We start from the raw sequence: 12,943 nt of genomic DNA on the forward strand, positions 1-12,943 counted from the left end.
CCCCCCCCCCCCCCCCCCCCCCCCCCCCCCCCCCCCCCCCCCCCCCCCCCCCCCCCCCCCCCCCCCCCCCCCCCCCCCCCCCCCCCCCCCCCCCCCCGGCCGGCGACCACCGCGGTGACCGGCAGCAGGAAGCCCTCGGTGAACAGCTCGCTGCGGGCCAGCAGCAGCGCGACGAAGCCGATCGAGAAGGCGAGCCCCGCGAGCAGGTGGCTGCCGGTCTCGGCGTACACGGCGACCAGCGCCAGGATCCCGACCGACACCTCCAGCCCTCCGGCGAGGCCGGTCGTGAGCACCTCGCGCCAGGTGCGGTGCAGCCGCTGGGCGCCCTGGCTCACCACCCGGTCGAAGGCGTCGACGAGCTCGTCCTCGGCGGGTGCATCGGTGTCGCCGAGCTGGACGCGGCGCTGGTCGGTCACGGAGCACACCTACCCTCGGCGGCGTGCCGCACTCCGAGCCGGGTGGCGACCCGGGGACCGTGACCCTGCACCTGTGGGGCGTCCCCCGCCGCGCCGTGCCGGGCGCGGTGCTGCGGATGGCCACGCTGCGGCCCGCGCTGGCCCGCACCCCGGGCCTGCGCTTCGCCAAGCTGCTGGGCACCGGCGACGGGCGCACCTTCACCGTCCGCGACGCCGACCCGCGCCGGTGGGGGCTGCTCGCCGTGTGGGACGACGACGCCGCCGCCGACGCCCTCGACGACGGGCCGGTGGGCGCGAGCTGGCGGCGGGTCGCCGACGAGGAGTGGGCGGTGCGGCTCCGCCCCCTGGCCACCCGCGGGCGGTGGTCGGGCCGCGAGCCGTTCGGCAGCCCGCGCCCCCGCCGCTGGGACGGGCCGGTGGCCGCGGTGACCCGGGCCCGGCTGGTGCTGCGCCGGGCCGCGCGGTTCTGGTCGGCGGTGCCGCCGGTGTCGGCCGACCTGCACCGGGCGCCCGGGCTGCGGATGGCCGTCGGGATCGGCGAGGCGCCGCTGGGCCTGCAGGGCACCTTCAGCGTGTGGGACTCCGCCGCGGCGCTCAACGCCTTCGCCTACGACCGCCCCGAGCACGCCGCCGTCGTGGCGCGGACGGCGCAGGAGGGCTGGTACGCCGAGGAGCTGTTCGCCCGGCTGGCGGTGCTCTCCTCCCGGGGCACCGTCGACGGCGCCGACCCGCTGGCTCAGCCCGCGGCGGGCTGACCCAGCCGCGCCACCAGGTGGATCTCCTCCCGGTCGTCACCGGGGGCCAGCCGGATCGCGCCGGGCATCCGGCCGAACTCGCGGTAGCCGAACTGCTCGTAGAACCGTTCGAGGCCGGAGCCGCCGCGCACGGTCAGGTGCAGCATCTCCAGGCCGCTGTCGCGGGCGACCTCGTGGATGCCCGACAGCAGCACCCGGCCCAGGCCCCGGCCCTGCAGGCGGGGGTGCACCTGCACCCGCAGCACGGTGGCCCAGTGCCGGCGCAGCGGGCTGACCGACAGCGACAGCACGGCGAACCCGCCGAGCTCGCCGTCGACCCGCAGCACCACCAGGCGCTCGCGGCCCAGGGCGACCCGCGCGACGACGGCGTCGAGCACCGGCGCGACGTCGTCCCGGGTGACCGGCGGGACGAAACCGACCGCGCCGCCGGCGTTGGTGACGTCGGTCCAGCAGGCCAGCAGCTCCTCGTGCAGCCGCGGGTCGACGGCGTCGACGGCGGTCACGACGGCGGAGGACACGCTCCGATCATCGCCCCCGGCGCCGTGCGGACGGGCGTCGCCCCTGGACCGCGCACCCCCATGGGGGAAGGCTCGGCGCCATGAGCGACGCACCCGGTCCCGTGCCCGTCCCCCGTCCGGTGGACGACGAGCTGCGCGTCCCGTTCTGGATCGTGCTGGCCGGGGTGGGCGCGGGCGCGTTCTGGGCCCTCGCCGGCGTGGCGCTGGGCTCCTGGCTGCGCGGCCGCCGTCAGTGACGCCCGGTCCGGCTCAGGGGAGGCCGTCGCCGCTGGGGCCGAACCGCTCCACCCGGACGTCGGCGGCGGCCACGCCCAGCCCGACGAGCAGCTGGCTGGCCGCCTCGGCGAACGGGGTGGACCCGCACACGTAGGCGGTCTGGCCCGGCTCCCACAGCGGCACCAGGTCCGCGGCGGTCAGCCGGCCGGCCGGGCGGATCCCCGAGCGCTCGCGGGTGGTGACCACCAGCGCGCCGGCCGCGCGCAGCTCGTCGGCGTAGGGCAGCTCGGCGGCCGTGCGGGTGGAGACGGCGATCCGCAGCAGGTCCTCGCGGCCGAGCTCGCGGGCGGTGCGCAGCATGGACACGAACGGCACCACCCCGGTGCCCCCGCCCACGAGCAGCGCCGGCGCGTCCCCGGTCCAGACGAACCAGCCGCCGATCGGGCCGCGGACCTCCAGCCGGTCGCCGGGCTCGACGACGTCGGCCAGGTAGGTGGACACCTCGCCGTCGTCGAGGCGCTCGACGAGCAGTTCGACCAGCGGGTCGCCCGGCGCGGAGGCCACCGAGTAGGACCGTTGGGCGCGGTACCCGTCCTCGGCGGTCAGCCGGACGACGTAGTGCTGGCCGGCGAGGTGGTCGGGCCGGTCGGGCACCTCCAGCCGCAGCCGGAGGGTGCGCGGGGTCGGGCGGTCGACCTCCCGCACCGTCGCCTCCCGCCAGCCCCCGACGGGCGCGGGCCGCCGCACGTCAGGTGAGGCATCTGGTGGCCCCGCTGCAGGGTCCCGCCGCGAGCCTGCGAGCGGTGGGGGGCAGCGGGGTCCTTCGTCAGTCACCCTGGTAGCGCTGCTCGCGCCAGGGGTCGCCGCGGTCGTGGTAGCCGTTCTGCTCCCAGAAACCGGGCTGGTCGCGCTGCAGCAGGGTCAGCCGGGTGACCCACTTGGCGCTCTTCCAGAAGTAGAGGTGCGGCACGAGCAGCCGCACCGGGCCGCCGTGCTCCACCGGCAGCGGCTGCCCGTCGAACTCCCACACCAGCCACGCCTTGCCGCCGGTGACGTCCTCGAGCGGCAGGTTGGTGGTGTAGCCGGTCTTGGAGGTGGCGACGACGAAGTGCGCCTCGGCGGTCGGCCGGGCGGCCTCGAGCAGGGTGTCCACGCTGACACCGGCGAAGTGGGTGTCGAACTTCGACCACGTCGTCACGCAGTGGATGTCGCCGCGGTACTCCGACGGCGGCAGCCGGTGCACCTCGTCCCACGTCCACGTCGTCGGGTTCTCGACGCGGCCGTCGACGGTGACGCTCCACGTCTCCGGCGCGATGCGCGGCGTGGGCTCGGCGGTCAGCACCGGCCAGTCGCGGCCGACGTCGTACTGGCCGGGCGGCAGCCGGGGATCCCGCTCCCGTCGGCGGCCGAGGAAGCCCCGGGTCGGTCCTGCCACACGTCCTCCTCCGGTCGGTGCTGCTGCCGGAACGCTGCCACGTCCGGCGGGCGGCCCTCAACGTCCTGACCTGGGTTGAGGGTTCCCTTACATGAGCCGTGTCACTGTGTGTTCACGTGGCCGTCAAGGGGTTAGGGAGCCTAACTTTGGTGCTGTGGTGACGGTGACGCAGTCGGGCCAGCGCAGGACCCCGAAGGTCGCGAAGACCAGCTCGGTCGCGAAGAAGGCCGTGATGGCCGTCAGCGGCATCATCCTGGTCCTCTACCTGGTCGCGCACATGGTCGGGAACCTGAAGCTCTTCGCCGGCGCGGAGACCTTCAACGGGTACTCCGAGTGGATCCGCCGCATCGGTGAGCCGGCCGTCCCGGGACAGACCGTCCTGTGGATCATCCGGGTCGTCCTGCTGGTGGCCGTCGTCGCGCACATCTGGGCCGCGATCTCCCTGTGGCGCCAGGCCAAGCGCGCCCGTCCGACGCAGTACGTGGCCCGCAAGGCGGTGGCCCAGAGCTACGCCTCGCGCACGATGCGCTGGGGCGGCGTCATCCTCGGCCTGTTCATCGTCTACCACGTCCTCGACCTCACGCTGGGGGTCGCCAACCCCGAGGGGCCGGACTCCACGCCCTACGAGAGGGCGATCGCCGGGTTCTCCAACCCGATCGTGACCCTGGTCTACGTCGTCGCGCTGCTGGCCCTGGGCTTCCACCTCCGGCACGGCATCTGGAGCGCGACCCAGACCCTGGGGCAGAGCAACAGGACGCGCGAGCGGACGGTCAACGCGTTCGCCACCGTCTTCGCCGTCGTGCTCACGGTGGGCTTCCTGATCCCGCCGCTGAGCGTCCTCGTCGGCATCATCGAGTAGGAGCACGCGTCATGGCCCTCGAACTGTTCACCGTCGGTGACCCGATCGCCGACACCAAGGCCCCCCGCGACGTCCCGATCAGCGAGCGCTGGAGCGAGCGCCGGTTCCGCGCGAAGCTGGTCAACCCGGCCAACCGCCGCAAGCTGAGCATCATCGTCGTCGGCACCGGGCTGGCCGGTGGCGCGGCGGCCGCCACGCTCGGCGAGGCCGGCTACCGGGTGAAGTCCTTCTGGTACCAGGACAGCCCGCGCCGGGCGCACAGCGTCGCCGCGCAGGGCGGCATCAACGCCGCCAAGAACTACCGCAACGACGGCGACTCGGTGCACCGGCTGTTCTACGACACCGTCAAGGGCGGCGACTTCCGCGCCCGCGAGGACAACGTGCACCGGCTGGCCGAGGTCAGCGTCAACATCATCGACCAGTGCGTCGCGCAGGGCGTCCCGTTCGCCCGCGAGTACGGCGGCCTGCTCGACAACCGCTCCTTTGGTGGCACCCAGGTGTCGCGGACGTTCTACGCCCGCGGCCAGACGGGCCAGCAGTTGCTCTACGGCGCCTACCAGGCCCTCGAGCGGCAGATGGCGGCCGGCACCGTCGAGCAGCACGCGCGCACCGAGATGCTCGACCTGATCGTCGTCGACGGCCGGGCCCGCGGCATCGTCGCCCGGAACCTGATCACCGGCGAGATCAGCACCCACTTCGCCGACGCCGTCGTGCTCGCCACCGGCGGGTACAGCAACGTCTTCTACCTGTCGACCAACGCCAAGGGCTCCAACGCCACGGCGATCTGGCGGGCGCACAAGCGCGGCGCGCTGTTCGCCAACCCCTGCTACACGCAGATCCACCCGACCTGCATCCCGGTGCACGGCGAGTACCAGTCGAAGCTCACGCTGATGAGCGAGTCGCTGCGCAACGACGGCCGGGTGTGGGTGCCCAAGGAGCGCGGCGACACCCGCGACCCGCGGCAGATCCCCGAGGACGAGCGCGACTACTACCTCGAGCGGATCTACCCCTCGTTCGGCAACCTGGTCCCCCGCGACATCGCCTCGCGGCAGGCCAAGAACGTCTGCGACGAGGGCCGCGGCGTCGGCCCCAGCGGCCTGGGCGTGTACCTCGACTTCGCGGAGGCCATGCAGCGGCTGGGCCGGCCGGCCATCGAGGCCAAGTACGGCAACCTCTTCGACATGTACGCCCAGATCACGGGCGAGGACCCCTACGAGGTCCCGATGCGGATCTACCCGGCGGTCCACTACACGATGGGCGGCCTGTGGGTCGACTACGACCTGCAGTCGACGATCCCCGGCCTGTTCGTGATCGGCGAGGCGAACTTCTCCGACCACGGCGCCAACCGGCTCGGCGCCAGCGCCCTCATGCAGGGCCTGGCCGACGGCTACTTCGTCCTGCCGAACACGATCAACGACTACCTGGCCTCCGGTCCCTTCGGCGCGGTCGACCCGGCTCACCCGGCCGCCGTCGAGGCGCTCGAGGGGGTGCGGGCGCAGACCGATCGGCTGCTGTCGATCAACGGCACCCGGACCACCGCCTCGTTCCACCGCGAGCTCGGCCGGCTGATGTTCGACCTGTGCGGCATGGAGCGCTCGGAGGAGAGCCTGCGCAAGGCCCTCGACCGGATCCCGGAGATCCGGCAGGAGTTCTGGACGAACGTGCGGGTGCCCGGTGAGGCCGGGCGGTTCAACCAGAGCCTCGAGCACGCCGGCCGCGTCGCCGACTTCATCGAGCTCGCCGAGCTCATGTGCGTCGACGCCCTGCACCGCAACGAGAGCTGCGGTGGGCACTTCCGGGCGGAGAGCCAGACCCCCGACGGGGAGGCCCTGCGCGACGACGACAACTTCGCCTACGTCGCGGCCTGGGAGTGGACGCCGGAGGGTGTCCCGCCCGTCCTGCACAAGGAAGACCTCGAGTTCGACTACGTCCACCTCGCCCAGCGGAGCTACAAGTAGATGAACCTCAAGCTGCGTGTCTGGCGCCAGCGGAGCGCGGCAGAGAAGGGGAAGATGGTGACCTACGAGGTCACCGACGTCTCCCCGGACATGTCGTTCCTGGAGATGCTCGACGTCCTCAACGAGCAGCTCATCCTCAACGGTGAGGACCCGGTCTCCTTCGACCACGACTGCCGCGAGGGCATCTGCGGCTCGTGCGGCGTCATGATCAACGGCCGCGCCCACGGCAACGGGCTGTTCGAGGAGCACCCGCAGACGACCACCTGCCAGCTGCACATGCGGTCGTTCAAGGACGGCGACACGATCGACGTCGAGCCGTGGCGGGCGACGGCCTTCCCGGTCATCAAGGACCTCGCCGTCGACCGGTCGGCCCTGGACCGGATCATCCAGTCGGGCGGCTACATCAGCGCCCCGACCGGGACCGCCCCCGAGGCGCACTCGATCCTGGTGGCCAAGAAGGACTCCGACGCCGCGTTCGACGCCGCCACCTGCATCGGCTGCGGCGCCTGCGTGGCGGCCTGCCCGAACGCCTCGTCGATGCTGTTCACGGCCGCGAAGGTCACCCACCTCGGCCTGATGCCCCAGGGGCAGCCCGAGCGCAACGACCGCGTGGTCAACATGGTCCACCAGCAGGACCTCGAGGGCTTCGGCGGCTGCACCAACATCGGTGAGTGCTCGGCCAGCTGCCCGAAGGGCATCTCGATGGAGACCATCTCCCGGCTCAACCACGACCTCCTCGGCGCGCTGCGCGCCGGTGCGCGGCCGAAGAGCTAGGTCCAGCGCCGCCGACGGGCGGGGACTCCTCCGGGGGTCCCCGCCCGTCGCCGTTCCCGGGCGCGGCTGAGGCATTGGAAGCTCTCCGCACGTCTGGAGCGCCAGGACGAGCGGATAGCTTCCTATGCCTCGCCCCTGGCAGTGGCGCCGTGTCGGTTCGACGGGCAAACTGACTCGGGTGAGCACCGCCCCGTACGACCTCACCGCCCTACCCGGCCGCCCGTGCACCATCGCCGCCGCCCTCGAGCTGGTGGGCGAGCGGTGGTCGCTGCTCGTCGTCCGGGAGGTGTCGCTGGGCAACCACCGCTTCAGCGACATCGCCCGCGGCACGGGCGCTCCCCGCGACCGGCTGACCGCGCGGCTCAACGCCCTGGTGGCCGCGGGCGTGCTCGAGCGCCGGCAGTACAGCGACGCGCCGCCCCGCTCGGGCTACCACCTGACCGCGTCCGGCCGTGACCTGCTGCCGGTGCTGCAGGCGCTGCTGCAGTGGGGCGACCGGTGGGCCGCCGAGGAGCCGCCGGTCCGCCTCGAGCACGCCCCGGAGGGGCACGAGGAGCACCAGGTCGACGCCGAGTGGGTGTGCCGCACCTGCGGGGAGCCGGTCAACCGCTCGCGGGTCGAGCGGGTGCTGACCCCGGCCGGGCGGGCGCTGTCGGGACTGCCCGCCGAGGAGACGCATGAGCACTGAGACCGACCCGGTGACCGGCACCCCGGCCGGGTGGGGCGAGCCGCGGTCCCGGACGGTCACCTGGTTCGACCCGATGGTCACCGCGGCCGGCGGCCGGGAGCGGTCGGGCCTGCAGACCCTGGAGGCCGTGCGCGACGGCGTGCTGCCGCCCCCGCCGATCGCGCAGCTGCTGCAGATGGACCTGACCACCGTCGAGGAGGGCCGGGTCGAGTTCACCTGCGCCGTGGACGAGTCGGTCTACAACCCCATCGGCGTCGTGCACGGCGGGCTGGTCTGCACGCTGCTGGACTCCGTCGCCGGCTGCGCGGTGCACACCACCCTGCCCCACGGCGTCGGCTACACGTCGATCGAGCTCAAGGTCACCTACCTGCGGGCGGTGACCCAGGCCAGCGGGCGGCTGACCGCCGTCGGCACGGTGGTCAAACCGGGACGGCGGGTCGCCTTCGCGGAGGGGCAGGTGCTCGACGCCGCCGGCAAGACCGTGGCGACGGCGTCGAGCTCGCTGCTGGTCTTCCCGCTGGCCGCCTGAGCGCCGGTCAGTCGCTGCCCCGGATCCAGTCGACGACGAGCTCGGGCACGACGTAGGGCTCCCCCGGCACCTCCTTCTCCGGGAAGTCGAAGACGGCCAGCATCATCTGCACCGGGTAGTCGGGGGTCACCGCCACCTCGCGCACGCGCTGCCCGTCCACGGAGAACACCGCGCCGTCGGGCCGCCAGTCCACGGCGTAGACGTGCCAGTCGGCGACGTCGATGCCGGGCCGGGGCGCGGCGAAGTCCTCGACCAGCCGCGGGTCCCGGAACGGGTGGGTGCCCATCCCGACCGCGGCGCCGTCCGCCGGGTCGACGGCGTCGCCGAAGACCTCCGCCACGCAGATCTCGCCGGAGCGCTCGGGCCGGTCCTCCAGGCCGACGGTCCACCAGGCCACCATCGACCGCGGCGTCACGGTGGCGCGGGCCCGCATCTCGAGCAGGCCGTAGCGCGGCGTCCAGCCCCAGTGCGCGGGCTGCTCCTCCCGGACGACGGCGCCCGGCCGCACCGGCTGCTGCCCCACGGTGCTGCCGACCGGACCGGAGAAGACGCCGGACTGGACGCCCGAGACCCGCAGCGGCGGGTGGTCCCCCGGGCACCACAGCGGCGCGTCGTCGGGCAGGTACAGCCGCAGGCAGGAGTCGTGGACCTCGTAGCAGGCCGCCGTCGCCGCACGCGAGCTCCACTGCGGCAGGTAGTGCGGCACCCAGACGTCGCGGTCGAGGTCGTCGCCGTCGAAGTCGTCCCGGAAGGGCGTCCCGGTCACCGGCTCTGCAGCGCGTCCAGGGCCACGGCCATCGACGCGGCGACCCGGAAGTCCAGCCGCGGGTCGGGGACGAAGACGTCGTAGCGGTCGCGGATCGCCTTGCGCCGCTCGACGACCAGCACGGGCTGCCCGGTGGCGGTGTCGACGAAGTCGAAGTGGAAGACGAAGGGCACCCAGACGTCGCCGAGGAACGGGATGAAGTCCCACACCCGCCGCAGGATCGCAAGGAACGGCCGGCGCTCCCGGCCGACGGCCTCCAGGCCGGGGGCCGAGAGGGTCCAGGTCGAGCGGAGCAGGCTCGCGCCGAAGCGCTTGCTGAAGGTGCCGAGGACGCGGCCGCCCTCGTCGAACACGTCGTGCTGGGCGTGCACGTCGAGCCGCTGGCGGGCGCGGAAGGCGAAGACCGGGCGGGTGCGGGCCTCGTCGGCGGTGAAGACCACCTCCTCCTTGAGCTTGAGCCGCTTCTGCTGGGCCAGGGCGAGCAGCGGGCCCTCGCTGCCGTCGGGCTGCACACCGCGGACCTCGTAGCGGTTGACCATCACGGTGATCCGCTGACGGACGGTGAAGCGCGGCACCACCATCGGCGCAGGGGGTTGCTGGGCGTACGGCACGGTCACGGTGCACCTCCGGGATCCGGGTGGGTCTCCATCGTGGCCACCCCGTCCAGGGACGTGCGGTGCACGACCGGGTTGCGCGGCAGAATCTCGTTCTCACCCAGCGGGTGCACAACCGCTGTGCCAGTCTCGGGCCGGGTGGAGCGGGTCCGCCCGGGGAGCGCGGAGGTCGGTCGTGTCGCAGGAGTCCCGTCGGGTGGGTGTCGCGGTGGTCGGACTCGGGGGTGCGGTCGCGACGACCGCGGTCGCGGGTCTGGAGCTGCTGCGGACCGGGGTGGCCGGCTCCGACGGCCTGCCGCTGGCCGGCCTGCAGGTGGCCGGCGGCCCGGTGGAGGAGACGACGGGCCTGGCCGGGTACGAGTCGCTGGTCGTGCGCGGCTGGGACCTCGACGGCTCCGACCTGCGCAAGGCCGCCGAGCAGCACGGGGTCCTCGACGCCCGGCAGCTCGAGGAGGCCGGCCCGGCGCTCTCGGCGCTGACGCCCTGGCCCGCGGCCGGCGACGCCGACTTCTGCCGCAACGTCACCGGCGGCAACGTGGTGCTGGCCGAGACCCGCCGCGCCCAGGTCGACGCCGTCCGCGAGGACCTGCGCCGGTTCCGGGAGGAGGAGTCCCTCGACGGGCTGGTGCTGGTCAACCTCGCCTCCACCGAGCGGTGGCCCGACCCGACCGCCCCTGCGCTGCAGACCGTCGAGGCCTTCGAGGCAGGGCTCGACGCCGACGACCGCGCCATCACCCCGGCGATGGTCTACGCCTACGCGGCCATCGCCGAGGGCGTCGGCTACGTCAACTTCACGCCGTCGCTGGCCGCCGACGTCCCGGCGCTGGTCGCCCTCGCCGAGGCCCGGGGCGTCCCGGTCGCCGGCAAGGACGGCAAGACCGGACAGACGATGATGAAGACGGTCCTCGCCCCGGCCTTCCGCGCCCGCTCGCTCACCGTCGAGGGCTGGTACTCGACCAACATCCTCGGCAACCGCGACGGCCTGGCCCTCGACGACCCCGACTCGCTCAACAGCAAGCTGCAGACCAAGGGCAGCGTGCTGGACTCGATCCTGGGCTACCCGGTCGAGGACCACGTGGTCCGCATCGACTACTACCGGCCGCGCGGGGACCAGAAGGAGGCCTGGGACGCCATCGACCTGGTCGGCTTCCTCGGCCAGCGCATGCAGGTCAAGGTCGACTTCCAGTGCCGCGACTCCATCCTCGCCGCCCCGCTGGCCCTCGAGCTCGCCCGCCTCACCGACCTCGCGCAGCAGCGCGGCGAGGGCGGGGTGCAGCGGCAGCTGGGGTGGTTCTTCAAGGCGCCGATGACCGCCGGCGGCGACGTCCCCGAGCACGCCTTCCACCGCCAGGAGACCGCCCTGCTCGACTGGCTGGCCGCCGGCGCCGGCTCCCGGTGACCGCGATCGAGGTCCCGGGGACGCTGACCGCGCTCGCCGGCCTCCGGCCGCTGCTGGCCGAGATCGGTGACGCCAAGCGCGTCCGGGTCGCCGGCGCCCCGGGCTCGCTGGCCGAGCAGGCGTTCGCCCGCGCGTGGGCGCGGCTGCTCGCCGGCGAGGACGTCGCGGACGTCGCGTGGTCCGAGACCGCGGCCGCCGTCGCCCGGGCCCGGCTGGCCGGCATCGACGCCGCCGTGCTCACCACCGCCGGGCTGGAGGACGGCGAGGTCCTGGTGGTGCTCCGCCGGGCCTTCGACGAGGTGGCCGGGCCGCTCGACGCGGGCCTGCGCGACCGGCTGCGCGCCGCGCTCGGCCCGCTGCCGTCGCCCGGGTCGGCGCCACCGCTGGCCGCCGCGCTCAACGCCCAGCCGCGGGCCGGGGCGACCGCGCCGGGGAAGCCGCGGATCGTCGTCGAGCCGCCGGAGAGTCACGGCGACCACTGCCTCACCGTCGCCGTCTACGGGGCGCTGGTCGCGCCGGTGGTCGGCGCCGACCCGGTGCCGCCGTTCCTGCTGGGCCTGGCCCACCACCTGCACAACGTCGTCCTGCCCGACGCCGGGTTCGCCGGGGAGGTGCTGTTCGGCGACGCGCTGGAGCGGGTGACGGCCACGCTGGAGGAGCGGGAGCTCGCCGCGCTGCCCGCCGCGCTGGCCGGCCGGGTGCGGGAGGTGCTCGCGCTGCGGCCGGGCGCCGGCGAGCCCGCGGCGCGGGCCTTCCACGCCGCCGACGTCCTCGACCGCGTGCTGCAGGTGCACCACCACGCGCGGGCCGCAGGGTTCACCGCGTCGCAGGCGCTCGACGACCTCGAGCTGGTGCACGCCGGGCCGGTGCAGGCCTACCACCTCGACGTCCTGGCGGCGGCCGGGCTGTGAGCGCACCGGCACCGGCCGTCCCGGTGGTGGACGGGATCCCCTTCGCCCGGGCCGGCCGCGACGACCTGCGCGCCGAGGTCGCCGGGCTGCTCGCCGCCGGCGAGACCGACCGCGCCCGGGTGCTGCTGCTCGCCGACGCCGACGACTGGTGGACCGAGCCGCCGCCTCCGCCCGAGCAGCTCGCGCGGGTGCCGGCGGCGCGCACGCTGCGCGAGGCGATGGACCTGCTCGGCATGGGGCGGGTCGCCGACTACTTCGCCCACCGCTGGTCGGACCCCACCCACCTGGCCGGGCTGGCGCTGCTGCAGGCGCACTGGCCGGGCAGCAGGCCGGTGGTCGACGTCGCCTGCGGGATCGGCGCGCACCTGCGCGAGCTGTCCCGCCGCGGGGTGGCCGACCTGCTCGGCGTCGACGTCGTCTGGGCCAAGCTGTGGCTGGCCAGGCGGTTCGTCTGCCCGTCGGCGCGCTACGTGTGCGCCGACCTGACCGCGGCGCCGGGCCTGCCGGTGGGCTCCCCCGCGTACGTCATGTGCCACGACGCCTTCTACTTCCTCCGCGACAAGCCGGCCGCGGCCGCGGCGATGCGGGCGCTGGCCGGACCGGGCGGCACCGTCGTCGTCGGGCACGCGCACGTGGCCGACCCGCACGGGGCGCCGCTGACGCCGGAGGGGTACGCCGAGGTGCTCGGCACCGGGCTGCTCTACGACGACGACGAGCTGACCCGCGCGTTGCTCGAGGGCCGTCCCCCGCGCCGGGCCGCGCCGGCCGACCTGCACGCCAGCGAGGCGGTCGCGCTGGTGGCCGGGCACCCGCTGGCCCCCGCGCCGGTGGACCTCGGCGAGCCGCTGCCGCCGCTGTTCGTCAACCCGCTCTACCCCGGGGGCGTGCTGACCTGGCCCAGCGAGCGCTACGCCGCCGAGTACGGGCCGCGCTCGTCGTACCTGCCCCCGCGCTGGCCCGACCCGCTGCCCGTCGACGCGGCCCGCCGACGCCTGCTCGTCGACCTCCCGGAGGCGTGGTGAGCCGGCACACCTCCGGTCGAGATCACGCGATCTCGCACCTCCGAGGGGCCCTCCGGCGTCGAGTTGACGTGATAAGCACGGGG

Annotated in this window: 16 protein-coding genes; 10 read left to right on the forward strand and 6 right to left on the reverse strand. The window is 74.5% G+C overall.

The window, feature by feature from the left end; translation table 11 throughout:
• On the reverse strand, positions 1–416 hold a 416-nt coding region (locus ACI79O_RS23670; RefSeq protein ID WP_456915350.1), incomplete at its 3' end, for a formate/nitrite transporter family protein.
• A gap of 23 nt (positions 417–439) precedes the next feature.
• Here ACI79O_RS23670 and ACI79O_RS23675 point away from each other — a divergent pair.
• Positions 440–1,171: a monooxygenase gene (locus ACI79O_RS23675; RefSeq protein WP_456892126.1), complete on the forward strand. Its 732-nt coding sequence runs from the start codon at positions 440–442 to the stop codon at positions 1,169–1,171.
• Here the strand turns inward: ACI79O_RS23675 and ACI79O_RS23680 are convergent.
• Positions 1,153–1,689 (reverse strand): N-acetyltransferase family protein, encoded by a 537-nt coding sequence (locus ACI79O_RS23680; RefSeq protein WP_456892124.1) that lies wholly within the window; start codon positions 1,687–1,689, stop codon positions 1,153–1,155. The genes ACI79O_RS23675 and ACI79O_RS23680 overlap by 19 nt on opposite strands.
• An 80-nt stretch (positions 1,690–1,769) precedes the next feature.
• Here ACI79O_RS23680 and ACI79O_RS23685 point away from each other — a divergent pair, with 80 nt between their 5' ends.
• A complete protein-coding gene (locus ACI79O_RS23685; protein ID WP_456877747.1) occupies positions 1,770–1,925 on the forward strand; it encodes a hypothetical protein in 156 nt (51 codons plus the stop codon).
• A 13-nt stretch (positions 1,926–1,938) separates the two neighbouring features.
• On the opposite strand, the gene ACI79O_RS23690 is transcribed toward ACI79O_RS23685, so the two are convergent.
• Positions 1,939–2,610, reverse strand: a complete 672-nt coding sequence (locus ACI79O_RS23690; protein WP_456915351.1) for an FAD-binding oxidoreductase — start codon at positions 2,608–2,610, stop codon at positions 1,939–1,941.
• A 121-nt stretch (positions 2,611–2,731) separates the two neighbouring features.
• On the reverse strand, positions 2,732–3,340 hold the full coding sequence (locus ACI79O_RS23695) for a sulfite oxidase-like oxidoreductase (RefSeq protein ID WP_456892120.1): 609 nt from the start codon (positions 3,338–3,340) through the stop codon (positions 2,732–2,734).
• Positions 3,341–3,497: 157 nt separating this feature from the next.
• Here ACI79O_RS23695 and ACI79O_RS23700 point away from each other — a divergent pair, with 157 nt between their 5' ends.
• The 5 genes from ACI79O_RS23700 to ACI79O_RS23720 all read left to right on the forward strand — a co-directional run bounded on the left by ACI79O_RS23700 (position 3,498) and on the right by ACI79O_RS23720 (position 8,148).
• A complete protein-coding gene (locus ACI79O_RS23700; RefSeq protein ID WP_456892118.1) occupies positions 3,498–4,199 on the forward strand; it encodes a succinate dehydrogenase cytochrome b subunit in 702 nt (233 codons plus the stop codon).
• 11 nt (positions 4,200–4,210) lie between these two features.
• Positions 4,211–6,157, forward strand: a complete 1,947-nt coding sequence (locus ACI79O_RS23705) for a fumarate reductase/succinate dehydrogenase flavoprotein subunit (RefSeq protein WP_456892116.1) — start codon at positions 4,211–4,213, stop codon at positions 6,155–6,157.
• The gene (locus ACI79O_RS23710) at positions 6,158–6,931 is read left to right on the forward strand and encodes a succinate dehydrogenase/fumarate reductase iron-sulfur subunit (protein ID WP_456892114.1); all 774 of its coding nucleotides are present in this window, start codon (positions 6,158–6,160) and stop codon (positions 6,929–6,931) included. It abuts the gene before it with no gap.
• Positions 6,932–7,109: 178 nt separating this feature from the next.
• Positions 7,110–7,619 carry a winged helix-turn-helix transcriptional regulator gene (locus ACI79O_RS23715; protein WP_456892112.1) on the forward strand — a complete coding sequence of 170 codons (510 nt, stop codon included), beginning with the start codon at positions 7,110–7,112 and terminating at the stop codon, positions 7,617–7,619.
• Positions 7,609–8,148, forward strand: coding sequence for a PaaI family thioesterase (locus tag ACI79O_RS23720; protein ID WP_456892110.1), 540 nt, complete (start codon positions 7,609–7,611; stop codon positions 8,146–8,148). Before ACI79O_RS23715 ends, ACI79O_RS23720 begins: the two co-directional genes overlap by 11 nt.
• A gap of 7 nt (positions 8,149–8,155) precedes the next feature.
• Here the strand turns inward: ACI79O_RS23720 and ACI79O_RS23725 are convergent, their stop codons facing one another.
• Positions 8,156–8,914, reverse strand: a complete 759-nt coding sequence (locus tag ACI79O_RS23725) for a glycoside hydrolase family 16 protein (RefSeq protein ID WP_456915352.1) — start codon at positions 8,912–8,914, stop codon at positions 8,156–8,158.
• Complete coding sequence (locus ACI79O_RS23730) at positions 8,911–9,531, reverse strand: hypothetical protein (protein ID WP_456892106.1); 621 nt, start codon at positions 9,529–9,531, stop codon at positions 8,911–8,913. Before ACI79O_RS23730 ends, ACI79O_RS23725 begins: the two co-directional genes overlap by 4 nt.
• Before the next feature lie 205 nt (positions 9,532–9,736).
• Here ACI79O_RS23730 and ACI79O_RS23735 point away from each other — a divergent pair, with 205 nt between their 5' ends.
• From ACI79O_RS23735 to ACI79O_RS23745, 3 genes are read left to right on the forward strand one after another with little or no spacing between them, the layout of a single operon-like run.
• Positions 9,737–10,927 carry an inositol-3-phosphate synthase gene (locus tag ACI79O_RS23735; protein ID WP_456877737.1) on the forward strand — a complete coding sequence of 397 codons (1,191 nt, stop codon included), beginning with the start codon at positions 9,737–9,739 and terminating at the stop codon, positions 10,925–10,927.
• Positions 10,924–11,838, forward strand: coding sequence for a hypothetical protein (locus tag ACI79O_RS23740; RefSeq protein WP_456915353.1), 915 nt, complete (start codon positions 10,924–10,926; stop codon positions 11,836–11,838). Before ACI79O_RS23735 ends, ACI79O_RS23740 begins: the two co-directional genes overlap by 4 nt.
• Positions 11,839–11,864: 26 nt before the next feature.
• Complete coding sequence (locus ACI79O_RS23745) at positions 11,865–12,860, forward strand: class I SAM-dependent methyltransferase (RefSeq protein WP_456915354.1); 996 nt, start codon at positions 11,865–11,867, stop codon at positions 12,858–12,860.
• The last annotated feature ends 83 nt before the right edge of the window (positions 12,861–12,943 follow it).

The sequence above is a fragment of the Geodermatophilus sp. SYSU D00696 genome, from assembly GCF_054050235.1.

Bases quoted from the DNA above. Each gene is read 5' to 3' on its own strand.
- ACI79O_RS23705 (WP_456892116.1), top strand. From the start codon at position 4,211: ATGGCCCTCGAACTGTTCACCGTCGGTGACCCGATCGCCGACACCAAG.
- ACI79O_RS23685 (WP_456877747.1), top strand. From the start codon at position 1,770: ATGAGCGACGCACCCGGTCCCGTGCCCGTCCCCCGTCCGGTGGACGAC.
- ACI79O_RS23720 (WP_456892110.1), top strand. From the start codon at position 7,609: ATGAGCACTGAGACCGACCCGGTGACCGGCACCCCGGCCGGGTGGGGC.
- ACI79O_RS23710 (WP_456892114.1), top strand. From the start codon at position 6,158: ATGAACCTCAAGCTGCGTGTCTGGCGCCAGCGGAGCGCGGCAGAGAAG.